The 25,849-nt window shown below is 58.8% G+C and carries 23 protein-coding genes; 7 read left to right on the plus strand and 16 right to left on the minus strand.

The genetic code is table 11. The annotated features are described in order from the left end of the window. Window positions 1-3: 3 nt before the first annotated feature. Window positions 4-903 (minus strand): AraC family transcriptional regulator, encoded by a 900-nt coding sequence (locus tag AC4IC4_RS19335; RefSeq protein ID WP_032650243.1) that lies wholly within the window; start codon window positions 901-903, stop codon window positions 4-6. Between the two features lie 195 nt (window positions 904-1,098). On the opposite strand from AC4IC4_RS19335, the gene yqhD reads away from it, so the two are divergent. After that, window positions 1,099-2,262, plus strand: coding sequence for an alcohol dehydrogenase (gene yqhD, locus AC4IC4_RS19340; RefSeq protein WP_024906510.1), 1,164 nt, complete (start codon window positions 1,099-1,101; stop codon window positions 2,260-2,262). Between the two features lie 105 nt (window positions 2,263-2,367). Next, window positions 2,368-3,195 carry a 2,5-didehydrogluconate reductase DkgA gene (dkgA, locus tag AC4IC4_RS19345; RefSeq protein WP_491471725.1) on the plus strand — a complete coding sequence of 276 codons (828 nt, stop codon included), beginning with the start codon at window positions 2,368-2,370 and terminating at the stop codon, window positions 3,193-3,195. An 83-nt stretch (window positions 3,196-3,278) separates the two neighbouring features. On the opposite strand, the gene AC4IC4_RS19350 is transcribed toward dkgA, so the two are convergent. The 5 genes from AC4IC4_RS19350 to AC4IC4_RS19370 all read right to left on the minus strand — a co-directional run bounded on the left by AC4IC4_RS19350 (window position 3,279) and on the right by AC4IC4_RS19370 (window position 10,752). Then, window positions 3,279-5,450 (minus strand): YgiQ family radical SAM protein, encoded by a 2,172-nt coding sequence (locus tag AC4IC4_RS19350; RefSeq protein ID WP_491471726.1) that lies wholly within the window; start codon window positions 5,448-5,450, stop codon window positions 3,279-3,281. 151 nt (window positions 5,451-5,601) lie between these two features. Further along, window positions 5,602-7,014 (minus strand): cell division protein FtsP, encoded by a 1,413-nt coding sequence (gene ftsP, locus AC4IC4_RS19355; protein ID WP_491471727.1) that lies wholly within the window; start codon window positions 7,012-7,014, stop codon window positions 5,602-5,604. Between the two features lie 58 nt (window positions 7,015-7,072). Next, the gene (gene plsC, locus AC4IC4_RS19360) at window positions 7,073-7,810 is read right to left on the minus strand and encodes a 1-acylglycerol-3-phosphate O-acyltransferase (protein WP_024906505.1); all 738 of its coding nucleotides are present in this window, start codon (window positions 7,808-7,810) and stop codon (window positions 7,073-7,075) included. A gap of 163 nt (window positions 7,811-7,973) precedes the next feature. Continuing rightward, window positions 7,974-10,232 (minus strand): DNA topoisomerase IV subunit A, encoded by a 2,259-nt coding sequence (gene parC / locus AC4IC4_RS19365; RefSeq protein ID WP_032650247.1) that lies wholly within the window; start codon window positions 10,230-10,232, stop codon window positions 7,974-7,976. Window positions 10,233-10,350: 118 nt separating this feature from the next. Beyond that, the gene (locus tag AC4IC4_RS19370) at window positions 10,351-10,752 is read right to left on the minus strand and encodes a YgiW/YdeI family stress tolerance OB fold protein (protein ID WP_023344926.1); all 402 of its coding nucleotides are present in this window, start codon (window positions 10,750-10,752) and stop codon (window positions 10,351-10,353) included. Window positions 10,753-10,889: 137 nt separating this feature from the next. Here AC4IC4_RS19370 and qseB point away from each other — a divergent pair, with 137 nt between their 5' ends. From qseB to AC4IC4_RS19390, 4 genes are all read left to right on the plus strand, one after another. Further along, window positions 10,890-11,549: a quorum sensing response regulator transcription factor QseB gene (qseB, locus tag AC4IC4_RS19375; RefSeq protein WP_491471728.1), complete on the plus strand. Its 660-nt coding sequence runs from the start codon at window positions 10,890-10,892 to the stop codon at window positions 11,547-11,549. Further along, window positions 11,546-12,895, plus strand: a complete 1,350-nt coding sequence (gene qseC / locus AC4IC4_RS19380) for a quorum sensing histidine kinase QseC (RefSeq protein ID WP_491471729.1) — start codon at window positions 11,546-11,548, stop codon at window positions 12,893-12,895. Before qseB ends, qseC begins: the two co-directional genes overlap by 4 nt. 105 nt (window positions 12,896-13,000) lie before the next feature. After that, on the plus strand, window positions 13,001-13,582 hold the full coding sequence (locus AC4IC4_RS19385; RefSeq protein WP_047650114.1) for an NAD(P)H-dependent oxidoreductase: 582 nt from the start codon (window positions 13,001-13,003) through the stop codon (window positions 13,580-13,582). Between the two features lie 31 nt (window positions 13,583-13,613). After that, a complete protein-coding gene (locus tag AC4IC4_RS19390) occupies window positions 13,614-13,928 on the plus strand; it encodes a putative quinol monooxygenase (protein WP_032640570.1) in 315 nt (104 codons plus the stop codon). A 96-nt stretch (window positions 13,929-14,024) separates the two neighbouring features. On the opposite strand, the gene AC4IC4_RS19395 is transcribed toward AC4IC4_RS19390, so the two are convergent. The 5 genes from AC4IC4_RS19395 to AC4IC4_RS19415 are packed head-to-tail and all read right to left on the minus strand — an operon-like array spanning window position 14,025 to window position 18,686. Continuing rightward, window positions 14,025-14,900, minus strand: a complete 876-nt coding sequence (locus tag AC4IC4_RS19395) for a MurR/RpiR family transcriptional regulator (protein WP_048990494.1) — start codon at window positions 14,898-14,900, stop codon at window positions 14,025-14,027. Then, window positions 14,897-15,847, minus strand: coding sequence for an iron-siderophore ABC transporter substrate-binding protein (locus AC4IC4_RS19400; RefSeq protein ID WP_491472841.1), 951 nt, complete (start codon window positions 15,845-15,847; stop codon window positions 14,897-14,899). Before AC4IC4_RS19400 ends, AC4IC4_RS19395 begins: the two co-directional genes overlap by 4 nt. Before the next feature lie 9 nt (window positions 15,848-15,856). Further along, window positions 15,857-16,897, minus strand: a complete 1,041-nt coding sequence (locus AC4IC4_RS19405) for a FecCD family ABC transporter permease (RefSeq protein WP_491471730.1) — start codon at window positions 16,895-16,897, stop codon at window positions 15,857-15,859. After that, on the minus strand, window positions 16,894-17,877 hold the full coding sequence (locus tag AC4IC4_RS19410) for a FecCD family ABC transporter permease (RefSeq protein WP_491471731.1): 984 nt from the start codon (window positions 17,875-17,877) through the stop codon (window positions 16,894-16,896). Before AC4IC4_RS19410 ends, AC4IC4_RS19405 begins: the two co-directional genes overlap by 4 nt. Continuing rightward, window positions 17,874-18,686: an ABC transporter ATP-binding protein gene (locus tag AC4IC4_RS19415; protein ID WP_491471732.1), complete on the minus strand. Its 813-nt coding sequence runs from the start codon at window positions 18,684-18,686 to the stop codon at window positions 17,874-17,876. Before AC4IC4_RS19415 ends, AC4IC4_RS19410 begins: the two co-directional genes overlap by 4 nt. Before the next feature lie 382 nt (window positions 18,687-19,068). Between AC4IC4_RS19415 and AC4IC4_RS19420 the strand changes: the two genes are divergently transcribed. Next, a complete protein-coding gene (locus tag AC4IC4_RS19420; RefSeq protein ID WP_491471733.1) occupies window positions 19,069-21,210 on the plus strand; it encodes a TonB-dependent siderophore receptor in 2,142 nt (713 codons plus the stop codon). 125 nt (window positions 21,211-21,335) lie between these two features. Here the strand turns inward: AC4IC4_RS19420 and parE are convergent, their stop codons facing one another. From parE to nudF, 5 genes are read right to left on the minus strand one after another with little or no spacing between them, the layout of a single operon-like run. Then, window positions 21,336-23,228, minus strand: coding sequence for a DNA topoisomerase IV subunit B (gene parE / locus AC4IC4_RS19425; protein WP_157189732.1), 1,893 nt, complete (start codon window positions 23,226-23,228; stop codon window positions 21,336-21,338). Between the two features lie 28 nt (window positions 23,229-23,256). Beyond that, window positions 23,257-23,838, minus strand: coding sequence for an esterase YqiA (gene yqiA, locus AC4IC4_RS19430; protein WP_008502976.1), 582 nt, complete (start codon window positions 23,836-23,838; stop codon window positions 23,257-23,259). Then, on the minus strand, window positions 23,838-24,665 hold the full coding sequence (gene cpdA / locus AC4IC4_RS19435) for a 3',5'-cyclic-AMP phosphodiesterase (protein WP_024906493.1): 828 nt from the start codon (window positions 24,663-24,665) through the stop codon (window positions 23,838-23,840). Before cpdA ends, yqiA begins: the two co-directional genes overlap by 1 nt. Before the next feature lie 27 nt (window positions 24,666-24,692). Further along, complete coding sequence (locus AC4IC4_RS19440; RefSeq protein ID WP_014833293.1) at window positions 24,693-25,115, minus strand: DUF1249 family protein; 423 nt, start codon at window positions 25,113-25,115, stop codon at window positions 24,693-24,695. Next, on the minus strand, window positions 25,112-25,744 hold the full coding sequence (gene nudF, locus AC4IC4_RS19445) for an ADP-ribose diphosphatase (RefSeq protein ID WP_024906492.1): 633 nt from the start codon (window positions 25,742-25,744) through the stop codon (window positions 25,112-25,114). The genes AC4IC4_RS19440 and nudF overlap by 4 nt, the downstream gene beginning before the upstream one ends. Window positions 25,745-25,849: the final 105 nt, after the last annotated feature.

Raw genomic sequence — 25,849 nt, forward strand, 5'->3', positions numbered from 1 at the left:
TCGTCAGACTCCCTGCATCGTTCTTATACGTGACGCATCCTCTCCCGGCGTAACGCCGAAATAGCGCTTAAACTCCCGACTGAACTGCGACGCACTTTCGTAGCCCACCCGCATCGCCGCCGCGCTGGCCTTCATGCCGTCGTGGATCATCAGCATCCGCGCCTTATGCAACCGGTAGGTTTTGAGGTACTGCAGCGGCGAGGTGCTGGTCACCGATTTAAAATTATGGTGAAACGCCGAGACGCTCATGTTCGCTTCCGCCGCCAGCTGGTCGACGCTGAGGTTTTCCGTGTACTGGCTCTCGATACGCTTGAGCACGCGGCTTATCAGACTGAAGTGGGTCTGTCGGCTCACCAGGGCCAGTAACGCTCCGCCCCCCGGGCCCAGCAGCACGTGGTAGAGAATTTCGCGGATAATCTGCTTGCCCAGAATGCGCGCGTCCAGCGGCCTCTCCATCACGTCCAGCAGACGCTCAATGGCGCAGAGGATCTCTTCCGACAGCGTCGCCGAGTTAATCCCGCTCGACGCCATCGAAGGCTGGAAGAACTCGTCTTCACCTATCTCCATCAGCAGCTCCTGCAGCTGGAGAATATCGACATTGACGCGAATACCCGCCAGCGGAACCGCCTCTGTCGCGAAGGTTTCACATTCAAAGGGTAAAGGTACCGTCAGAAGCAGATATTCATTGGTGTCGTAGCGGAACACGCGCTCGTTGATATAGCCAATTTTATGGCCCGAGAAGAGAAAAACGATGCCCGGCTGATACATGACCGGCGTGCGCGTCCCGGGCTGCGTGCCATAAAGCAGGCGAATATCAGGAAGCAGGCCACTGACGCCATTTTCGTTATCTATCAGTCTTTTAATCTGCGCAGTGAGCTGCTGGCAGATAGCCTCACGGTTCATCTTGCGTTACTCCGGGTGCGGTTTTCGACGTTGACAGTGTGCGTTGTTTTCCGCGCTTTCTCCAGCGCTCTGTAGAAATGGGCAAGACATCGGCAGGAATGTGCATTGAGGGCGTAGCCCCGGGCGGCCACAATGAGCAGCATCAGGTCGCCCTCTGCGCCACCACGGTTTTTCACCCACTAAAGGGAACGAGCAATGAACAACTTTAATCTTCACACCCCAACCCGCATTCTGTTTGGTAAAGACGCTATCGCCGATCTGCGCGCGCAGATCCCTGCTGACGCCCGCGTGCTGATCACCTACGGTGGCGGCAGCGTGAAAAAAACCGGCGTATTGGATCAGGTTTACAGCGCGCTGGACGGTCTGGACGTGCGTGAGTTCGGCGGCATCGAGCCAAACCCGTCCTACGAAACGCTGATGAACGCGGTGAAAATCGCCCGCGAAGAAAACATCACCTTCCTGCTGGCGGTCGGCGGCGGCTCCGTGCTGGACGGTACCAAATTCATCGCGGCGGCAGCGCACTACGCTGACGGCATCGATCCATGGCACATTCTGGAAACCCGCGGCAGCGACATCAAAAGCGCTATCCCGATGGGCTCCGTGCTGACCCTGCCGGCCACCGGTTCTGAATCCAACAAGGGCGCGGTGATCTCCCGTAAAACCACCGGTGACAAGCAGGCCTTCATGAACGAACACGTTCAGCCTGTGTTCGCCATTCTGGACCCGGTTTACACCTACACCCTGCCTGCGCGTCAGGTGGCGAACGGCGTGGTCGACGCCTTTGTTCATACCGTTGAGCAGTACGTCACGTATCCGGTGAATGCCAAAATTCAGGATCGCTTCGCGGAAGGCATTCTGCTGACGCTCGTCGAAGAAGGTCCGAAAGCGCTGAAAGAGCCGGAAAACTATGACGTTCGCGCCAACGTAATGTGGGCCGCCACGCAGGCGCTGAATGGCCTGATCGGGGCTGGCGTGCCGCAGGACTGGGCAACCCACATGCTGGGCCACGAGCTGACGGCAATGCACGGTCTGGACCACGCTCAGACGCTGGCCGTTGTGCTGCCTGCCCTGTGGAACGAAAAACGCGACACCAAACGCGCCAAACTGCTGCAGTACGCTGAACGCGTGTGGAACATCACCGAGGGTTCTGACGATGCGCGTATTGATGCCGCCATCGAAGCGACCCGCAGCTTCTTTGAAGGTCTGGGCGTGCCAACGCGTCTGTCTGGCTACGGCCTGGACGGCAGCTCGATCCCTGCCCTGCTGGCGAAACTCGAAGAGCACGGTATGACCCATCTGGGCGAGCACGGCGACATCACGCTGGACGTCAGCCGTCGTATTTACGAGGCGGCACGCTAAGCGTTTTTGTCCCCCCGACTTTCGTTTTTTGACATTTCGTCCAGACTTAATGCACACCCCATCGCCGGAGGAACCCTCCGGCGATGCGCACCTGAAGGAGGAAAAATGGCAAACCAAACCGTAATCAAGCTGCAGGACGGCAACGTGATGCCCCAGTTGGGGCTAGGTGTATGGAAAGCCGGTAACGACGAGGTCGTCTCCGCCATTCATAAAGCCCTGGAAGTCGGCTACCGGTCGATTGACACCGCCGCCGCGTACAAAAACGAGGACGGCGTGGGTACCGCACTGGCCAGCGCCGGTGTCCCTCGCGATGAGTTGTTCATCACCACTAAACTCTGGAACGACGACCAAAAACGTCCCCGCGAAGCCCTGGAAGAGAGCCTGGAAAAACTCCAGCTCGACTTCGTCGATCTCTGGCTGATGCACTGGCCGGTTCCGGCTATCGATCACTACGTTGATGCCTGGAAAGGGATGATTGAACTGCAGAAAGAGGGGCTGGTGAAAAGCATCGGCGTCTGTAATTTCCAGGTTCATCACCTGCAGCGGCTGATTGACGAGACGGGCGTCGTGCCTGTCATTAACCAGATCGAGCTGCACCCGCTGATGCAGCAGCGGCAGCTTCATGCCTGGAACGCCACGCATAAAATCCAGACCGAGTCCTGGAGTCCGCTGGCGCAGGGTGGCCAGGGCGTGTTCGATCAAAAAATTATCCGCGAACTGGCGGATAAATACGGCAAAAGCCCGGCGCAGATCGTCATTCGCTGGCATCTGGACAACGGCCTGGTGGTGATACCGAAATCAGTCACGCCGTCGCGCATCGCCGAGAACTTCGACGTCTGGGATTTCCGTCTGGACAAAGACGAGCTGGGTGAGATTGCGAAGCTGGATAAGGGTAAGCGGCTTGGGCCGGACCCGGATCAGTTTGGCGGTTAAGTGCGTAAAAAAGCCGGGTGGCGGCTGCGCCTTACCCGGCCTACGTGTCGAAATAAAAACCCCGGCTTGCCGGGGTTTTTTATTTACGCTTTGCGCTTCACGGGCTTCTTCACACTCGAATTACCGTTCGAACGCTGGTGCACAATTGGCGTGTGCTTGGTCAGCGCCGGGCGCGTATTGCGGTTCTGGCGACGCGCTTCGCGCATCTCCTCCAGCGTCGGGGCCGGTACCAGGCAGTCGCGGCGCGAGCCGATCAGGTGTTTTTTACCCATCTCTTCCAGCGCCTGGCGGATCAGCGGCCAGTTTTTCGGATCGTGGTAACGCAGCAGCGCCTTGTGCAGACGACGCTGTTTATCCCCTTTCGGCACCACCACCTCTTCACTCTTATAGCCAATCTTACTCAGCGGGTTCTTGCCGGTGTAATACATGGTCGTCGAGTTGGCGAGCGGTGATGGATAGAAGTTCTGCACCTGATCCAGGCGGAAGCGACGCTGCTTCAGCCACAGCGCCAGGTTCACCATGTCCTCATCGCGCGTGCCCGGGTGGGCGGAGATGAAGTACGGGATCAGATACTGCTCTTTGCCCGCCTGCTTCGAATAGGTGTCGAACAGCTCTTTAAAGCGGTCATAGCTGCCCATGCCCGGCTTCATCATCTTCGACAGCGGGCCTTCTTCGGTATGCTCCGGCGCAATCTTCAGATAGCCGCCGACGTGGTGCGTCGCCAGCTCTTTGATATAGCGCGGATCTTCCACGGCGATGTCGTAACGTACCCCGGACGCGATGAGGATCTTCTTGATGCCCTTCAGGTCACGCGCGCGGCGGTAGAGGTTGATCGTCGGCTCGTGGTTGGTGTCCATGTGCTCGCAAATGCTCGGATAGACGCAGGAGAGGCGACGACAGGTTTGCTCCGCGCGCGGCGACTTGCAGCGCAGCATGTACATGTTGGCGGTTGGGCCACCGAGGTCAGAAATCACACCGGTAAAGCCCGGTACCGTGTCACGAATCGCTTCGATCTCATTGATGATCGACTCTTCCGAGCGGCTCTGAATAATGCGCCCTTCGTGCTCGGTAATGGAGCAGAAGGAGCATCCGCCGAAGCAGCCGCGCATGATGTTGATCGAGAAACGGATCATCTCATACGCCGGGATGCGGGCGTTGCCGTACGCCGGGTGCGGCACGCGCTTGTACGGCAGCGCAAAGACGCTGTCCATCTCTTCGGTGGAGAGCGGGATGGCCGGCGGGTTGATCCAGATAAAGCGCTCGCCGTGCTTCTGCATCAGCGCGCGGGCGCAGCCCGGGTTGGTTTCATGGTGCAGAATACGGGACGCGTGCGCGTAGAGCACCTTGTCGGCTTTCACCTTCTCGTAGGACGGCAGCAGCACATAGGTCTTTTCCCACGGTTTCGGGCGCGGCGGCTGCACGACGATAGCCTTCGCTTCCGCTTTTTTCGGCTCAACCGGTTTGTTATCGGCACACGGCAGATCTTCACCGTACGGGTGTGGGATCGGGTCGATTTTGCCCGGCATATCAATGATGCGGGAATCCACACCGCGCCAGCCCGGCAGCGCCTCTTTCACCATGATGGCGGTATTGCGCACGTCACGGATGCTGCTCACCGGCTCACCCTGCGACAGACGGTGCGCCACTTCCACCAGCGGACGCTCGCCGTTGCCGTAAATCAGCATGTCGGCTTTGGAGTCCACCAGCACCGAGCGGCGAACGGTATCAGACCAGTAATCGTAGTGCGCGGTGCGGCGCAGGCTCGCCTCGATGCCGCCCAGGATCACCGGCACGTCTTTCCAGGCTTCTTTACAGCGCTGGGTATAGACGAGGGTCGCGCGGTCCGGACGTTTACCCGCCACGTTATCCGGCGTGTAGGCGTCGTCATGACGCAGCTTACGGTCGGCGGTATAGCGGTTGATCATCGAGTCCATGTTGCCTGCGGTCACGCCGAAGAACAGGTTGGGTTTACCCAGACGCATAAAGTCGTCTTTGCTGTTCCAGTCAGGCTGGGAGATGATCCCCACGCGGAAGCCTTGCGCCTCAAGCATGCGGCCACAGATGGCCATGCCGAAGCTCGGATGGTCAACGTAGGCATCGCCCGTGACCAGAATAATGTCGCAGCTGTCCCAGCCCAGTTGGTCCATCTCTTCCCGGGACATCGGCAGGAACGGCGCCGGTCCAAAGCAGGCCGCCCAGTACTGGGGCCAGGAGAAGAGGTCACGATCCGGCTGGATCAGGGAAATTGCGCTCATAATGCTTCCGAAGAAAAAATAGACAAAAGGAGCGGGATTATACGCTGGATCAATGTGGGAAATGAAGGGGTATTTATTGCCCGGTGGCGCTACGCTTACCGGGCCTACGGGCCTGTAGGTCGGGTAAGGCGAAGCCGCCACCCGACTCGTTTTACGGTGCCGGATTGATCAGCATCTGCCCTACCGAGCCCCTGTCCATCATCTCCAGCGTCTGGCTGTGGAACAGGAACGGGAAGTGCGGCCACGAAGGCTGACCGTAGTAGACGAGCAGTTCGACCTGACCGTCCACCCAGACGGTATCTTTCCAGCCGCGATCTTCCGGGAACGGCATAGCGCCGTTGACGTTGCGGATCAGGAATGACACCCCTTCAATATGGAACGACTGCGGCATATCCGAGCGAACCGTCCAGCGCTCCCAGGTGCCCTGCTGCGCGGTGATGTCGATGCGGTTGACGTCCCACAGCGCGCCGTTGATCCCCGGATCGTCGCCCAGGCTGATATCACGGCTACGCACCGGCGAGCCGCTCATGATCTCCTGAGGCAGCAGACGCATTGGCAGGCTATCGGTCACCAGCGGCAGCAGACCGGTTGGACGCAGGGTCAGCACCAGGGTCGAGACAAGTATGCTCGACGGTTCAAAGAACCCGCGAATACGGTCAACAATGCTGGCCGCTTCGCCGCAGGTGACAGACACTTCATCCCCATTGGTCATATCAATAAGCACTTCGCGACGTTCACCCGGCGAGAGCGCCAGCTGTTTGACGGAAACCGGCGCCGGTAAAAAGCCCTGATCGCCGGAAATTACGTGCAGTGGACGGCCATCGCTCATTTTCAACTGATAGCGGCGCGAGTTAGACGCGTTGAGCAGACGCAGGCGCACCCAGCCACGGGACACTTCGACAAACGGGCTCTGCGCGCCGTTTACCAGCAGCGTATCGCCGACGAAGCCACCGCTGCCCGGCTCGCTGTATTCCGGCGTACCGAAATTATCCAGACGTTTGTCCTGGATGATAATCGGGAAGTCATCCACGCCGTAGTGGTTCGGGATCGGCAGGGATTTGCTGACCTCATCTTCCACCAGCCACATGCCCGCCAGGCCGTTATAGACCTGCTGCGCCGTGCGGTTAGGCGTGTTGGCGTGATACCACAGGGTTGCCGCGCTCTGGCGAATCGGCAGAACGGGCGCCCAGTCGGCGCTGGGTGACATCATTCGCGCCGCGCCACCAATCAGCGGGCCAGGCACCTGCAGACCACTGATGGTCATGGCGACATTTTCAGGGGTACGGTTACTGTAGATGAGCTTTACGTCATCGCCATTCCACACGCGTATGGTCGGCCCAAGGTAACGTCCGTTAATGCCCCAGACCGGCGCACGCGTCCCCTGGGTAAAGGACCAGTGGCTGCGCTGCAGCGTCAGGAAAAGCGGCTGACCGCGACGGGATTCAATGAGTGGCGGAATAGGCAGCGGCTGTTGCTGCCCGGCGGCGCTGGCTGTCAACGGCATCGCACCCGCACAAAGGGCGATCCCCGAAGCCTGAATAAACTGACGCCGACTGAGTGACATATAAGCTCCATCTGAAACGACTAACAACGCGGGAATTCGTTTTCCCTTCAACGCCGGATTAAATCTTACCGGCGGCTTCTCTCTCTGCGACTTCTTTATCGAGCAGCGCAATATGCTCAGCCATCAGATCACGGCAGTGCGCGGCCAGCTCGCGCACCTGATCTTTACCGTATTTGCTGGTATCGACGGGTGGCAGCATTTCGACAATCACCAGCCCGTTATTCAGGCGGTTAAGATTAATCTTATTCGAAGTATTGGAAACGCACACAGGAATAATTGGAACACCTGCCGCAATTGCGGCATGAAACGCACCGGTTTTAAACGGCAGCAGGCCGCGGCCGCGGCTACGCGTCCCTTCCGGGAACATCCAGATTGAAATTTTGCGCTTTTTAAAATGATTCACCACTTCCGCAATGGTGCTGTGCGCTTTTGCACGGTTGTTACGGTCGATCAGCAGGTTACCGGTAAGCCAGTACAGCTGACCAAAAAACGGGATCCACAGCAGGCTTTTTTTGCCCACCGTCACGGTCGGTGGAAGCACGATATTAGAGGCCGTCACCATATCGTAGTTGTTCTGATGGTTGGCGATATAGATGGCGTTACCGAAATTCTCCGCCCCTTCCGGCAGACGTTTTTCAACCTTCAGACCGAACAGCGGCGCAAGGCGACCAAACATATGGCCGAAGGTGGCGACATGCTTCGGATTACGCGGGCTGAACAGGCAATAAATAGAGCCGAAAATACAGACCAGAATGCAGTAGATAACGGTAAGAATAAGACGAACAATATATAGCATAGCGACCTCTGAAGCCCCAACAGCTGACAATTATACTTCACCTGTGGCCAGGTAAGGACTTTATTACGAGCGCGTATTGTTAATCGCAACGCACGAATTAACAACGATTTTACGGGAAATTTTATTGAAATTCCCCCTCCGGACAGAGGGGGGTATCACGACATTACTCTTCGCTGTCACCCGCGGTGCTGCGTGCAGGAGAGTCAATCTCCACGCGGTCGATGCGCTGCAGACCGCGCATCAGCGAGCCGCGGCGACCGCGCTCACCCACCACTTTCTGCAACTCTTCCGGACGAAGCTTGATTTTGCGCTTGCCGACGTGAATGGTCAGCGTGCTCTGCGGCGGCAGGAGGAAGAGGTGCGCCAGGCCATCTTCGCCTTTCGCGGCCTCCGCCGACGGGATGTTGATGATCTTGTTGCCCTTGCCTTTCGACAGCTCCGGCAGATCGCTGACCGGGAACATCAGCATACGTCCGGCGGTGGTGATCGCCAGAAGCATGTCGCTTTCGTTCTCAATCACCAGCGGTGCCATCACGTGGGCGTTGTCCGGCAGGCTAATCAGCGCCTTACCGGCACGGTTGCGGGAAACCAGATCGTTAAAGGTACAGATAAAGCCGTAGCCCGCATCGGACGCCAGCAGCAGCTTCTGCTCATCGGCTTCCATCAGCATATGGTCAACCGTCGCCCCCGGCGGCAGCGTCAGCTTGCCGGTGAGCGGCTCGCCCTGCCCGCGCGCGGAAGGCAGCGTGATCGGGTCGATGGCGTAGCTGCGGCCGGTGGAGTCGATAAACGCCACCGGCTGGTTGCTCTTCCCTTTCACCGCCGCTTTGAAGCTGTCGCCCGCTTTGTAGCTGAGCCCCGGCGCGTCGATATCGTGGCCTTTGGCGCTGCGTACCCAGCCGCTCTGCGACAGGACAATGGTCACCGGCTCGGACGGCTGCATGTCGTGCTCGTTCATCGCCTTCGCTTCTTCGCGCTCGTGCAGCGGAGAACGACGGTCGTCGCCGAAGGCGTCGGCATCGGCCTGCAGCTCTTTCTTCAGCAGGGTGTTCATCTTGCGTTCGGACGCGAGGATCGCCTGCAGCTGATCGCGCTCTTTTTCCAGCTCGTTCTGCTCGCCGCGGATCTTCATCTCTTCCAGTTTGGCGAGATGGCGCAGCTTCAGCTCGAGGATCGCTTCGGCCTGGGTTTCGCTGATGCCAAAGCGCGACATCAGGGCGGGCTTCGGTTCGTCCTCGGTACGGATGATCTCAATCACCTCGTCGATATTGAGGAACGCCACCAGCAAACCTTCGAGGATATGCAGGCGCTTAAGCACTTTCTCCAGACGATGGTTCAGACGACGGCGGACCGTATCGCGGCGGAACGTCAGCCATTCGGTGAGGATCTCCAGCAGGTTTTTCACCGCCGGGCGTCCGTCGAGTCCGATCATGTTCAGGTTGATGCGGTAGCTTTTTTCCAGATCGGTGGTGGCAAACAGGTGGTTCATCACCTGCTCCATGTCCACGCGGTTGGAGCGCGGCACAATCACCAGACGGGTCGGGTTCTCGTGGTCAGATTCGTCGCGCAGGTCGTCCACCATCGGCAGCTTTTTATTGCGCATCTGGGAGGCGATCTGCTCCAGCACTTTGGCTCCGGAAACCTGATGCGGCAGCGCGGTGATGACGACTGCGCCGTCTTCTTTATTCCACACCGCGCGCATGCGCACGGAGCCGCGACCGTTCTGGTAGATTTTGCGGATTTCCGCGCGCGAGGTGATGATCTCAGCTTCGGTCGGGAAATCCGGACCCTGCACGATATCCAGCAGATCGTCGAGCGAGGCTTTCGGCTGCTCAATCAGGGTGATGGCGGCTTTCGCCACTTCACGCAGGTTGTGCGGCGGAATGTCCGTCGCCATACCGACCGCAATCCCGGTAGTGCCGTTCAGCAGGATGTTCGGCAGACGCGCAGGCAGCATCTTCGGCTCCTGCAGCGTACCGTCGAAGTTCGGTACCCAGTCAACGGTCCCCTGACCCAGCTCGCCCAGCAGCACTTCGGCATATTTAGACAGACGGGATTCGGTATAACGCATCGCCGCGAAGGATTTCGGATCGTCCGGCGCCCCCCAGTTCCCCTGGCCATCCACCAGCGGGTAGCGGTAAGAGAACGGCTGGGCCATCAGCACCATCGCTTCATAACAGGCGCTATCGCCGTGCGGATGGTATTTACCCAGCACGTCACCGACGGTACGGGCGGATTTCTTGAACTTGGCGGTGGCGTTCAGCCCCAGCTCGGACATCGCATAGACGATGCGGCGCTGAACGGGCTTCAGGCCATCCCCGATAAACGGCAACGCCCTGTCCATGATGACGTACATGGAGTAGTTCAGGTAGGCGTTTTCCGTGAATTCATGTAGCGCGAGGCGCTCTGCCATATCGCTCATTACGTGTGATTCCTCAACTCAGAAACCGAAGGGTTTCAGGCAATATTGCCGCAGATACTACCTTATCTGGCGAGTTGAGTCACAAAGAAAAAGGGCCGCTTATGCGGCCCTTTCCGGGTTATTTGTTCAGCTTAATGACCTGCTTCACGTCGATTTCAAAATCGTTCCACTCTTTATCGACCTTGCCCTGGATTTCCACTTTATCCTGAGGGGTGACGGTCACGCCGTTCCAGCGCTTGTGGTCAATTTCCACGTTCACCGTGCCGGTCTCATCGCGGAAGGTGTAGCGGTCATCGGACAGGCGCTGGGTGATGTTCCCGCGCAGCTTCACCCAGCTGTCGTCCTTCATCTCTTTCACCTTCACCGCGGTGGTGAGGTTAGCGTCGTTATCGACAAAACCGCCTGCCTGCGTTTGGGTCTGGGTCTGTGCGGCAGACGGGCCGTTAAATCCGCCCTGCGCGGCAAAAACGGGGGCAGTGGTCATCATCATGATGGCGGCAATAGCAGCGAATTTTTTCATATTAACTCTCCCTTTAATTGGTTTCGCAGTCCATTAAACAGGGTAATCCTTAACAACTTCTTAAGGGAAAAATTTATTTATTATTGCTGTACAGCAGGCGCTTACAGAGGGTTTACTGACGGCATCAAGGAGGGAACATGCGCATTTTACTGGTAGAAGACGACAGGTTAATCGGTGACGGTATCAAGGCGGGGTTAAGCAAAATGGGCTTTAGCGTGGACTGGTTTACCGACGGTAAAACCGGTCAGGCCGCGCTCGCTTCTGCGCCCTATGATGCCGTGGTGCTGGATCTGACGCTGCCGGAAATCGACGGTCTGGACATCCTGCGCGCGTGGCGCGAAAGCGGGCGCAGCGAGCCGGTATTGATCCTGACCGCGCGGGATGCGCTTAACCAGCGCGTGGAGGGGCTGCGTCTTGGCGCGGATGATTATCTCTGTAAGCCGTTCGCGCTGATTGAAGTCGGCGCCCGCCTTGAGGCGCTGGTCCGCCGCAGCCACGGGCAGGCGCGTAGCGAGCTACGCCACGGCAAGGTCACGCTCGATCCGACCCGACTCGTCGCCACGCTGGACGGTGAGCCGCTGACGCTGAAGCCGAAAGAGTTCGCGCTGCTGGAGCTGTTAATGCGTAACGCGGGCCGGGTGCTGCCGCGAAAGCTTATCGAGGAAAAGCTTTATACCTGGGACGACGATGTCTCCAGCAACGCCATCGAAGTCCACGTTCATCATCTGCGCCGCAAGCTTGGCAGCGAGTTTATCCGCACCGTGCACGGCATCGGCTATATCCTGGGTGACGCATGAAGCTGACGCAACGCCTGAGCCTGAAGCTGCGCCTGACGCTCCTTTTTTTAGCGCTTTCCCTGACGGCATGGTTTGCCGCCAGCCTGGTGGCCTGGCAGCAGACCACCCACAAGCTGGATAAGCTCTTCGACACGCAGCAGATGCTGTTTGCCAAACGGCTGCTGACGATGGATCTTGACGAGATCCGCGCCCCCGAACGGATGCGCGAGATCCCCAAAAAAGTGAAGCATGGCCGTCTCGATGACGACGCGCTGGCTTTCGCCATTTACGCCGTCGATGGCAAAATGATGCTGAACGACGGCGAGAACGGGCGCGATATTCCGTACCACTATCGCCGCGACGGGTTTGATAACGGGCAGCTCCAGGACGACAACGACGAATGGCGTTTCCTGTGGCTGACCTCACCCGACGGGAAGTACCGCGTGGTGGTCGGTCAGGAATGGGAGTACCGCCAGGATATGGCGCTGGACGTGGTCAGCTCACAGCTGACCCCCTGGCTGGTGGCGCTGCCCGTGATGCTGCTCTTGCTGGTTCTCCTCCTGAGCCGGGAGCTGAAGCCACTGAAAAAGCTGGCGCAGACCCTGCGCTCCCGCTCGCCGGATGCCACAGATAACCTGCCGACGGAGGGCGTACCAACAGAAGTACGCCCCCTGCTCGACGCGCTGAATCATCTCTTCGCGCGCACCCAGGAGATGATGACCCGCGAGCGCCGCTTTACGTCCGATGCGGCCCACGAGCTGCGCAGCCCGCTGGCGGCCCTGAAGGTACAAACTGACGTGGCGCAGCTCTCTCATGACGATCCGCAGGCGCGGGAAAAGGCGCTGGCGCAGCTGCATGCGGGAATCGACCGAGCTTCCCGGCTGGTGGACCAGCTCCTCACGCTGTCGCGTCTGGATACGCTGGACAACCTGGACGATATCGAACCTATAACACTTGCCGATCTACTGCAGTCGGCGGTGCTGGATATCTGGCATCCGGCGCAGCAGGCAGGGATTGATATTCGCCTCAACAACCACGCCCCGCAGGTCAAGCGTCAGGGACAGCCGCTGCTGCTGAGCCTGCTGGTGCGCAACCTGCTGGATAACGCAATTCGCTACAGCCCGCACGGCAGCGTGGTGGATGTGACGCTGGACGCGCGTAGCTTTAGCGTGCGCGACAACGGTCCCGGCATTTCACCGGACGCGCTGGCGCGCATCGGCGAGCGCTTTTATCGTCCGCCGGGTCAGGATGCGACGGGCAGCGGGCTGGGATTATCCATAGTAAAACGCATCGCCGCGCTGCACGGGATGCGCGTTTCGCTGAGCAATGCGCCGGAGGGTGGCTTTGAGGTGAAGGTCAGCTGGTAGCGGATTATTGCATCTCATGCAAAAGACTTTGCACATTTTGCTCATTTTTCCGCTCCGTCCTCGCGCGTAGAATACCCGGCATACTCTCATCGTCGAGGACAAAAAATGAGCAACATTCTGATTATTAACGGTGCAAAAGAATTTGCGCACTCTAAAGGCCAGCTGAATGACACCCTGACCGAGGTCGCGGACGGTTTCCTGCGCGACGCCGGGCATGATGTTAAGGTCGTGCGTGCAGACAGCAACTACGACGTGAAAGCCGAAGTGCAGAACTTCCTGTGGGCTGACGTGGTGATCTGGCAGATGCCAGGCTGGTGGATGGGCGCGCCGTGGACCGTGAAAAAATACATGGACGACGTGTTCACCGAAGGTCACGGCTCACTGTATGCCAGTGATGGCCGCACCCGCTCTGACGCGTCCAAAAAATACGGTTCAGGCGGTCTGATTCAGGGCAAAAAATATATGCTGTCACTGACCTGGAACGCGCCGCTGGAAGCCTTCACCGAGAAAGATCAGTTCTTCGAAGGCGTGGGCGTGGACGGTGCGTATCTGCCGTTCCACAAGGCGAATCAGTTCCTGGGCATGGATCCGCTGCCGACCTTTATCGTCAACGACGTGATTAAAATGCCTGATGTCCCGAGCTATATCGCAGAATATCGCAAGCATCTCGCGGAAATTTTTGCTTAACTGGTAGCCTGGAATTAAAGGAGTAGTAAACATGCTTACCGTTATCGCAGAAATCCGTACTCGTCCAGGTCAACATCACCGCCAGGCGGTGCTGGATCAGTTCGCGAAAATCATCCCGACCGTACTGAAAGAAGAAGGCTGCCACGGCTACGCGCCGATGGTGGATGCCGCCACTGACGCCAGCTTCCAGGCGACCGCGCCGGACTCGATCATCATGGTTGAGCAGTGGGAAACCGTCGCGCATCTTGAAGCGCACCTGCAGACCCCGCACATGAAAGCGTGGAGCGACGCGGTGAAGGGTGACGTGCTGGAAACCCACATCCGCATTCTGGAGCAAGGGGTTTAAGTTCGTGGAATTTGCCGGGTGGCACTGCGTTTACCCGGCCTACAAAACCTGAACCGTAGGCCCGGTAAGCGCTAGCGCCACCGGGCTTTGTTGTTTTTAGCTGCTTTTCTTCCCCGGCTTTAACCCGCGATGTAGCTCGTTGATGCGCTTCATTGACTTAATGGTGCGCTGCGGCTCGGTGGAAGCGACGGATAAAATGATCATCTCCAGACACAGCAGCACCGTGCCATGGAGCGGGATTTTGCCCTTTTCGCCGCCGCGCGGAACGTGGATCACCACGCTGGCCTCCTTACTGAAGCGCGAATCAAGGGCGTTGGTCAGCAGGATGGTGGGAATGCCCAGTCGTTTTGCTTCACGCAGGGTGGTTTGCCCCTCCCGGTGCGCGGATTTCTGCGCCATCATCACCAGCACGTCGCCGCGCTGAAGCGCAATCAGCTGTTCGGCAAGCCCGATCCCGGTACGGTTGAGCGGCGTGGCGGGTAATCCCATACGGCTGAACAGCCTGGCGGTGTACTCGGCCAGAATGCCGGAGGCCCCAATACCAAATATGGCGACCTGCCTCGCCTGCGCCAGAAGAGAGACCGCCTGCGCCATCGCGTAGCGGTTGTGGGGCTCGGATAACACCTCGCAGGTGTGCTGATGCCCCTCAAGCACGAAATCAATGCTCGCATTGACGTCGCTGGCGAGCGTGTTCACCGTGGTGGACATCTTTTCGCTGGAGGTGACCACCGGACCAAACCACTGCTCCAGCGTCTGCTTGAGATCGCGCAGCCCGGCGAACCCCAGCGCCTGAATGGCGCGGACTACCGTGGCATCCGAGGTTTTCAATACGGCGGCAATCTCCATGGCGGTCTGCTCCATTACCGCTTCGCGGTTGTCATGGATATAGCGTGCGACCTGCAGCAGACGCGGCGTCAGCTGATGCGCCCGCGAGCGGAATCGCTCACCGTAAACATCGACTCTTCGGATCACCGTGACGCCTCCGGCAGCGGACGCCCGGCAATCTGCGACTGCACCTGCGCGGCCATCAGCCCTAATGACGCGAACGAATTTGAGATCGCCTCTTCACGCGAGATCAGCACGTAGCGCCCGGTTCGGCAGGCATTCAGGAACTGACACCAGCCCGGCATGACCGCATCCATCGCCGCCAGCTCGTCCTGCGGTTTACCGCCCGTATCCCCGCGCCAGGTGGCGAAGACGAAATCGGCATCCAGCTCCGGCAGGCGCTCGGCGCTGACGTCGATGCGCCCCCCTTCCGGGATGGACTCAATCAGCGGCGGGAATTTGAATCCGGCGTCGCGCAGCACGCGACCCAGCGAGTGGTAGCTGTGCATGGCGTTGATTTTCCCCTGATTAGCCTGAATCACCGACACAGTGATTTTGCGCGTGTCGATGGTCGCCTTCAGCGCCTTGATTTGTTCCTGATAGCGGCGTTCCAGAATGTTTAGCCTTGCCTGCGTGCCCGTGAGCTGCGCCAGCTTGCGGTAGATTTCCGGCGCGCCGCCGTCGAGATGATCGATGCTCACCGTCGGGGCAATTTTTTCCAGCTGTTCCACCGGGGTGTTGCGCGTCGGCTCGGTGATAATCAGGTCAGGCTTTGCGGCGGCGATGGCTTCGATGTCGATATCGGCCGTGCCGATAAATTTAATATCGGAATTATCGAAATCGACGCCGGTCAGCATGCCGCTGGAGCGCAGAAAGTGGCTGCCGTCCGGCCGCGTGCGGCCATGGCTCGCCACCGGCGGCACGCCAAGTTCAATCAGCGGAATGGTGACATCCAGATCGTGTAATGAAACAATCCGCTTCGGATGAACCGGCACAACGACCTTACGTCCCAAATCGTCGGTAAATACCTGCGTCGGCTCCGCCGCGCTCACCGCGAACCCCACCAGCAACAGCATCGAAAACAGTACGCGCATCATAATCCCCTAAAATCTGTCCCGACGCTGCCAGAGCAGCAGCAGGAAAAACGGTCCGCCAATCAATGAAATTACAATCCCCGCCGGCAGCTGCAGCGGGAGGAATGCCAGACGTCCGACGTTATCCGCCAGCAGCACCAGCAGCGCGCCCAGCACCGCACTTCCCGTCAGGAGCGCAGTTTGCCCACCGCGCAGCAGCAGGCGCGCCATGTGCGGGGCAATCAGCCCCACGAAGCCAATACTGCCCACGCAGGAGACGCAGGCCGCCGTCAGCACCACCGGGGCGAGAACCCGCAGCAGCGCCAGCCGGGTTGTGCGCACGCCAAGACCCGCGGCGACCTGATTGCCGAGCAACGCCACGTCCGCGGCCCGGGCGGTAAACAGCAGCAGCGCAAACGCGGGAGCCGTCCAGAGCGCGGCCAGCCCTACCAGCGTCCAGTTGGCCGCGTGCAGGCTTCCCGCCAGCCACAGCATCGCCGTCTGCACGTCGCGCACGTCGGCGGTGGTGATAAAGATGCCCATCGCCGCGGCAAACGCCCACGACACGCCGATGCCGATCAGGATGAATCGCGGGCGCGAGATATCGCGCGCCAGGGCGATGACCAGCAGCGCGGTAAGCAGCCCGCCGGCCATGCCAACCAGCGGACGCCAGGCCAGGCCCAGCGCCGGGAACTGAAAAATCAGCAGCAATACCGCCGCGCTACAGCCCTCCTTCACGCCGATAAGCCCGGGGTCAGCCAGACCGTTGCGGGTGATGGACTGCATCGCCGCACCCGCCATGCCGAGCATCGCGCCGCACAGCACCGCCATCAGCAGGCGCGGCAGGCGGATATCCATCACGACGTAGCGCGTCTCGGCCGTCAGACTTTCAGGCGAAAAAAGCGCGCGCCCGATGGCAGAGGCGGGAATGGGCAGAGAACCGTGCGTCAGGCCAAAGCCCAGCAGACTTAGCGCCGCCAGCGCGAAAAGCGACAGGTACGCCAGCGCCTTCGGACGAACCAGCGCCGATAAACGACCAACACGGATCGCGCGGAGTCCGGCCCGGTTCATTTGAACATCCTCGACGTCATAAAGATGAACACGGGCGCGCCGACCAGGGCCGTCATGATGCCGGTTGCCAGCTCCCAGGGGGTAAACAGCGTGCGGGCAGCGATATCCGCCAGCAGCAGTACCAGCGCGCCGCACAGGGCCGACAGCGGCACCATCACGCGTAAATCGACCGACACCAGACGGCGGATGAGCTGCGGCACCACAAGGCCGATAAAGCCAATCGGCCCGGCGACAGAGACGGCCGCGCCGCAGAGCAGCGCGATGGCCAGCAGGGCAAGCAGGCGAGTTTTCAGCAGCGACACGCCAAGCCCCTGCGCCATTCTGTCGCCCAACGCCAGCATGTTGAGCGTGGGCGACAGCCCGATAGCGAGAACAAAACCGGCGGATGCCGCCCACAGGGCGCTCTGGAGCGTCTGCGCGTTGACCCCGGCGATATCACCCGCCAGCCAGGTGCGCAGGGCGAGCAGCGTCTGTTCATCCAGGATTAACACCGCGGCGGTAATCGACGAGGCAAACGCCGACATCGCCACGCCGCACAGGGTGACCTTCATCGGCGTAAGCCCGGTGCGACCGGACGAGGAGAACATCATCACCAGCAGAAACAGCGCGGCGGCACCGACGGCGGCAATCAACGGGCGACCAAACGGCAGCGACAGCCCAAGCGCGCTGGTAATCACTACCGCCAGCGCGGCCCCGGCGTTGAGCCCCAGAATATGCGGCTCGCCGAGCGGGTTGCGGATCACGGACTGTAGCAGCACGCCCGCCACGCCGAGCGCGGCGCCCGTCACCATCGCGGCGCAGAGGCGCAGCAGCCGTAGTCTGATGATGATGTTATGGTCGAAATTGCGCGGATCGAAGTGGAAGAATGCCTCTACTACCGTTCGGGGAGGGATAAACCGCGCCCCGATGCCAAGATGCATAATCGCGCCCAGCGCCAGCAGCAATGTAAAAATCAGGAAGGCCAGAGAGGAGCGCATCATGGTTGAACAGCGCCCTGCCGAAACGGCATAAAGAACGGCTTGCCGGTCAACGGGTTTAGGGACATATGCACGTCCACATCAAACACCGCTTTGATCAGCTCCGGCGTGCAGGCATCGCCCTCATGCAATACGCCCTCAACTTTTCCCTGGCGTAAAAAGACCAGCGAATCGCCGTAGTTCACGGCGAAGTTGAGATCGTGCAGCACCACCACCACGGTACGCCCGTGCTGGCGGGTCAGGGCGTGCAGCAGTTCCAGGATCTCCACCTGATAGCGGAGATCGAGATACGTCGTCGGCTCGTCAAGCAGGATATACGGCGTTTGCTGCGCCAGCGCCATGGCGATCCAGCAGCGCTGACGCTGCCCGCCGGATAAGCTTTCCACCGGCATATGGGCAAACTCTGCCGTGCCGGTCAGACGCAGGGCCTCTTCCACCGCCCGCTCGTCCTCATCGCTCCACTGGCGCATAACGTTCTGCCAGGGAAAACGCCCGCGCGAGACCAGTTCAAAAACGGTTAACCCTTCCGGCAGCAGCGGAGACTGCGGGAGAATGCCAAGCTGACGGGCGACCGCTTTGGTGGGCTGCTCATGAATGGCTTTACCGTCCAGCAGCGCGGTTCCCCCCAGCGGCTGCAGCAGCCGCGCGATAGTGCTCAACAGCGTGGATTTCCCACAGCCGTTCGCCCCTACCAGCACCGTCATTTTCTGCTGAGGGATGGCAAGGGAGATATCATCAACGATGATTTTTTTCTGATAGCCCGCAGAGAGGTTCTCCAGAACCAGACCCGGTTTGTGTGTGTTGTGAGCCACGTGAACGCCAACGTAATGAAAAACCAACAAATAAAAATAAAACTCATTCTCTTTTGAGAGTTTGACGCTACGCCATGTAGTAGTCAAGCGAAGAAACACCCTGAAAAAATCAGGGGTAAGCCAGAGTAAAGATGAACGCGTTAAGGTTTATAAAAGTATTAATTTCAATAAGTTAATTCACATTCCTCTGCGCTTATCCGCACGTTTAAAAGCTGTAGTCGATTTTTTCTTTTTTCCATTTACTACTACATTCCCGCATGATTGAATGATTCTCAATTACATGTCCGATGCCACTTCCAGCTAACGGACAGACCGTAAAGGGCAATGATTCACACAGTTTGCCGCGAACGCATTCGCGGGATATTTCGGGATAACAGATGTAATGGCTACGTTCACACCTTCACTCTCTGGGGTAAAAGGGCGCGCGCTCTTTTCACTGCTGTTTATGGCGCCGCTGGCGCAGGCAGCAGACACCACCGCGGCTAAAGACGGCGAAACGCTTACCGTCACCGCCGATCCAAATACTGCGGCGGAAGCCACTAATGGCTATCAGCCGCTGAATACCTCCACCGCGACGTTAACCACCATGCCGATGCTGGATATCCCGCAGGTGGTGAATACCGTCAGCGACAAAGTGCTGGAGGATCAGCACGCCACCACGCTGGACGAAGCGCTCTATAACGTCAGCAACGTGGTGCAGACCAACACCCTTGGCGGCACGCAGGATGCCTTTGTGCGCCGCGGGTTTGGCGCGAACCGCGACGGGTCAATCATGACCAACGGCCTGCGCACCGTCCTGCCGCGCAGCTTCAATGCCGCAACCGAGCGCGTGGAGGTGCTGAAAGGGCCGGCCTCAACGCTGTACGGCATTCTCGATCCGGGCGGCCTGATCAACGTCGTCACCAAACGCCCGGAGAAAATCTTCGGCGGCTCGATTTCTGCCACCTCTTCTAGCTTTGGCGGCGGCACCGGACAGGTCGATGTGACCGGCCCGATCGACGGCACGCGCCTGGCGTATCGCCTCACGGGTGAGTATCAGGACGAAGATTACTGGCGTAATTTTGGCAACGAACGCAGCACCTTTATCGCCCCGTCGCTCACCTGGTTTGGTGACGATGCCACCGTGACCGTGCTCTATTCGCATCGCGACTATAAGACGCCGTTCGATCGCGGAACGATCTTCGATCTCAATACCAAGAAAGCCGTCGACGTCGATCGCAAAACCCGCTTCGATGAGCCGTTTAACGTGACCGACGGCCAGTCCGATCTCGCTCAGCTCAACGCGGAGTATCGCCTCAACAGCCAGTGGACCGCGAAGTTCGACTACAGCTACAGCCAGGATAAGTACAGCGATAACCAGGCCCGCGTGATGGCCTACGATTCAAAAACCGGCAACCTGACCCGCCGCGTGGATGCTACCCAGGGCTCGACCCAGCGCATGCACAGCACCCGCGCGGATCTGCAGGGGAACGTGGATATCGCAGGCTTTTACAATGAGATCCTCACCGGCGTGTCGTATGAGAATTACGATCTGCTGCGCACGGACATGATGCGCTGTAAAAACGTGAAGGATTTCAATATCTATCACCCGACGTATGGCAATCTCGGCAAATGCACCACCGTGTCGGCGTCCGACAGCGACCAGACGCTCAAGCAGGAAAGCTACTCTGCGTACGCGCAGGATGCCCTGTACCTGACCGATAAGTGGATCGCCGTCGCCGGGATGCGCTATCAGTATTACACCCAGTACGCGGGCAAAGGCCGTCCGTTCAACGTCAACACCGACAGCCGCGACGAACAGTGGACGCCGAAGCTGGGGCTGGTCTATAAGCTCACGCCATCCGTCTCGCTGTTTGCCAACTACTCGCAAACGTTTATGCCGCAGTCGTCCATTGCGAGCTACATCGGCGACCTGCCGCCGGAAACGTCGAATGCTTACGAAGTGGGCGCAAAATTCGACCTGTTCGACGGGGTTACCGCCAATATCGCGCTGTTTGATATTCACAAACGCAACGTGCTGTATAACGAAAGCGTGGGGGGTGAAACCATCGCCAAAACGGCGGGCCGCGTGCGCTCCCAGGGCGTGGAGGTAGATCTTGCCGGATCGCTGACCGAGAACACCAATATCATCGCCAGCTATGGCTATACCGACGCTAAGGTGCTGGAAGACCCGGACTATGCGGGCAAACCGCTGCCGAACGTGCCGCGCCATACCGGCTCCCTGTTCCTGACCTACGATATTCACAACGCGTTTGCCGGGAATACCCTGACGCTGGGCGGCGGCGGGCACGGCGTAAGCCGTCGTTCCGCAACCAACGGTGCGGATTACTATCTGCCGGGCTATTTCGTGGCGGATGCGTTTGCGGCGTATAAGATGAAGCTGCAGTATCCGGTGACGCTGCAGGTGAACGTGAAAAACCTGTTTGATAAGACCTACTACACGTCGTCCATTGCGACCAACAACCTGGGCAACCAGATTGGCGATCCGCGCGAAGTGCAGCTGACGGTGAAGATGGAGTTTTGACGTCAGTGCGGGGCGTTCCCCTCACCCTAACCCTCTCCCCAAAGGGGCGAGGAGATCGATCGTAGGCCCGGTAAGCGCAGCGCCACCGGGCAAAAAAAGCCCTGCATCGCAGGGCTTTTTCAGCATCAGGCCTCAATATCCGCCATATCGCCTTTCTCCTGCAGCCAGTTACGACGGTCTTCCGAACGTTTCTTGGCAAGGAGCATATCCATCATGGCGTTGGTCTGCTGTTCATCTTCGTCGCTGATCGTCAGCTGCACCAGGCGGCGCGTGTTCGGATCCAGCGTCGTTTCGCGCAGCTGCATCGGGTTCATCTCGCCCAGCCCTTTAAAGCGCTGCACGTTAGGCTTGCCCTTCTTACGCTTCAGCTGTTCCAGCACGCCCGCTTTCTCTTCTTCCGTCAGCGCGTAGTAAACCTCTTTGCCGAGGTCGATACGGTAGAGCGGCGGCAGCGCCACGTGGACGTGACCGTTTTTCACCAGCGTTTTGAAGTGCTTCACAAACAGCGCGCACAGCAGCGTGGCGATGTGCAGACCATCGGAGTCCGCATCCGCGAGGATACAGATCTTGCCGTAGCGCAGCTGGCTCAGATCGTCGCTGTCCGGATCGATGCCGATCGCCACCGAGATATCGTGGACTTCCTGCGAGGCCAGCACTTCATCAGACGAGACCTCCCAGGTGTTCAGGATCTTACCCTTGAGGGGCATGATCGCCTGATATTCACGATCGCGCGCCTGCTTGGCCGACCCGCCCGCCGAGTCCCCTTCCACAAGGAACAGTTCGGTACGGTTGAGATCCTGCGCGGTACAGTCCGCCAGCTTGCCCGGCAGCGCAGGGCCGCTGGTCAGCTTTTTACGCACCACTTTCTTGGCGGCGCGCAGACGACGCTGGGCGCTGGAAATCGCCATTTCAGCCAGCATCTCTGCCGCCTGAACGTTCTGGTTCAGCCACAGGGTAAATGCATCTTTCACCACGCCGGAAACGAACGCCGCGCACTGACGTGACGACAGGCGCTCTTTGGTCTGACCGGCAAACTGTGGATCCTGCATCTTCACGGAGAGCACGTAGGCACAGCGGTCCCAGATATCTTCCGCCGACAGCTTCACGCCGCGCGGCAGAATGTTGCGGTATTCGCAGAATTCGCGCATCGCGTCCAGCAGCCCCTGACGCAGGCCGTTGACGTGGGTACCGCCCAGCATGGTCGGGATCAGGTTAACGTAGCTTTCGGTCAGCAGCTCGCCGCCTTCCGGCAGCCACAGCAGCGCCCAGTCCACCGCTTCGGTGTCGCCGGTGAAATTGCCGACGAACGGTTTTTCCGGCAGCGTCGGCAGGCCATTTACCGCTTCGCACAGATAGTCATTAAGGCCATCTTCGTAGCGCCAGGTCTGCTCGGTGTTGTTGACGTTGTCTTTAAACGTGATTTCCACGCCCGGGCACAGCACCGCTTTGGCTTTCAGCAGGTGCGTCAGGCGGGAAACGGAAAAGCGCGGACTGTCGAAGAAGCTTTCGTCAGGCCAGAAATGAACGCTGGTGCCGGTGTTGCGTTTGCCGCACGTGCCGACAACCTGCAGATCCTGCACCTTCTCGCCGTTTTCAAACGCGATGTTGTACACCTGACCGTCGCGACGGACGTTCACTTCCACGCGTTTTGACAGGGCGTTGACGACGGAAATCCCCACGCCGTGCAGGCCGCCGGAGAACTGGTAGTTTTTATTGGAGAACTTACCGCCCGCGTGCAGACGACAGAGGATCAGCTCAACGGCCGGGACGCCCTCTTCCGGGTGGATATCCACCGGCATGCCGCGCCCGTCGTCGATGACTTCCAGCGACTGATCGGCGTGCAGGATGACGTCAACGCGTTTGGCATGGCCCGCCAGCGCTTCGTCCACACTGTTATCAATAACTTCCTGGCCCAGATGGTTTGGGCGCGTCGTATCGGTGTACATCCCCGGGCGGCGGCGAACCGGCTCAAGCCCGGTGAGGACCTCAATGGCATCAGCGTTATAGGTTTGCGTCATGATTTAAACTAGCAATTCGCATTGATTGTCAGTGGCTGTGCAGTCCAAGAAAATCGACAATCTGGGTGAAATGATTCTCAAAGCCCGTGAAAGCATGGTTTCCGCCCTCTTCTATAGTCTGGCGGCAGGAGGCGTAATACGCCACTGCCTGGCGGTAATCCAGCACTTCATCTCCCGTCTGCTGCAGCAGCCAGATGAGATCCGGCGCCTCGAGCGGGTCGACCTGCATAACTTTGAGATCGTAAATATGGCGTGACTCTAGCACATATTGCTGGCCCGTGTAGGGGTTCTCGTTTTCGCCAAGAAAGTCCCGCAGCAGCTCAAATGGCCGTACCGCCGGATTAACCACAACGGCGGGCAGCATAAAGCATTGCGAGAGCCAGGTGGCGTAATACCCGCCCAGGGATGAACCGACCACACCAAAGGTTTCGCCGCCGTGCGCAAGCACAATGGATTCCAGCATCTCCGCGGCCTCTGCCGGGTAAGGCGGCAGCTGAGGGATAATCATCTCAACGTCGGGGTGATGCTCGCTCAGCCACTGGCGAAACTGTGTCGCTTTTGCGGAGCGTGGCGAGCTGTTGAATCCGTGCAGATAAAGGAGCGTAGACATCAATAGCCTTCTGAAGCGGTATCCGGGCGGAATTTTGCACCGGTCAAACGGCAGACTTCCGTGGTCAGCGTGCCGTCGGCATGCAGTTCCAGCCAGCGCCAGCCTGGCGCGATGGTATCCAGCGTAAAGTTGGCGCAGTGCGGCTTAAACTGAACGCAGGTCGACGGCGTCGCCAGCATGCGGCGCCCGTTCCAGTCGAGATCCTGTTCCTGGTGAATATGTCCACACAGCAGATTTTTCACCCGCGGGAACTTCGCCAGCACGCGATCCAGCGCCGCGGAGTTGCGCAGGCTGTGCTGATCGAGCCAGCTGCAGCCCGCCGGCAGAGGGTGATGATGAAGCAACAGCAGCGTATGACGTTCAGGTTCAGCAGCCAGTTTGGTCTCAAGCCAGTCGAGCTGAAACTCGCTTAATTCACCGTGCGGGACGCCAAACACCTGACTGTCCAGCAGCAGGATCTGCCACTGTTCACCCGCAAAAACACATTTCGCCGGAGAAATACCCGCATCCTGAAGAGAACTGTACATGGCAGGCTGGAAGTCATGGTTTCCCGGCAGCCAGACGCAAGGCACGCTAAAGCTCGCGATGCCTTCAGCAAAATGCTGGTAGGCCGCGGAAGATTGGTCCTGCGCCAGATCGCCCGTTGCGACAATCAGATCGCATGCACGGTTTTCAGCGTGAATGGCGCTCAGTACCGCCTGATAACTCTCCCAGGTGTTCACCCCCAGCAGCGTTTCATGCTTTTCGGCAAAAAGGTGGGTATCGGTGATTTGTAATATCCTGACTGGCGCCCCACCAGCAACAGTCAGGTTCAACAGGCTTTCCAAATGGTGTCCTTAGGTAGGTTTATGACGCTAACAAACCGGAATCGCCATTGCTCCATGTGCTAAACAATATCTTAGCCAGTCGGCTAAAAACTGGTTAATTTGATGCTTTTCGTCGCGTTGATGCAACTTTTTATTCGGGTAATCATACCGCGCCTTGAAGCGAAAGATCTGCTGGCTTGAACACACTTCAGCGACCATCGCGTCGTGATAGAGGCGTACCGTCATCGACGGCAGACTCCAGTAGCTAATGCTGGGTGCCGTTTGCTCAATCTCCACCAGCGTAGTGTAGCGCGTTGATTCTGTTATCGTTAATCGATACTGCGCGTTGCTCACCTGATAGCTTACCGTTTCGCCGGGTGCGTCGTTTTTCGGCAGCAGGCGGCGCAATTGTGCGAAATTGGTTTCGCACAGGCGCATCATTTCTGGGAAGTCAGGCGTATAGCGCTTCATTTTTTCCACTCGTTTCGTAATGTCTGATAATGCAGCTGTAGCCATTGCAGGGCGATGACAGATGCTGCGTTGTCGATTTTCCCCTCTTCTACCCACTGATAAGCCTGCTCCCGGCTTACCACATGAACCCGAATATCTTCGTTTTCATCTGCCAGACCGTGGATCCCTTCCGCCGTCGTGGCGTCCACTTCGCCCACCATAATGGATAAGCGTTCGCTGGTGCCTCCCGGGCTTGCCAGGTAGCTCAGCACCGGTTTGGTACGGCCGACCACCAGCCCCGCCTCTTCCAGCGCCTCGCGCCGGGCGACGTCCTCGACCGACTCGCCTTCTTCGATCATCCCGGCCACCATCTCCAGCAGCCACGGGCTCTCACTGACGTCATAAGCGGCGATGCGGATCTGCTCCACCAGCACAACTTCGTCACGCACTGGGTCAAAGGGTAGCAAGACTGCCGCATGCCCGCGCTCAAAAATTTCGCGTCTGATTTCGCCGCTCATTTCCCCGTTAAACAGGCGATGCCTGAAACGGTAAAGATCCATTGAAAAAAAACCGCTATAAAGCGTTTCTCGTGCAATAATTTCTACATCGTTTTTGGCGAAAGTCACGGGCAACTTATCTGGTTTTTGCATGAGTCGAGTCCTGGTAGCAATGGTGATGAAATTGTGAATTTCAAGGCTGTTTGGCTGCCGTTTGTAAGGCTATATGGTAGATTGGTGCAAATTACCGCCAGATGG

The organism is Enterobacter sp. Taxon_2 (assembly GCF_058355295.1).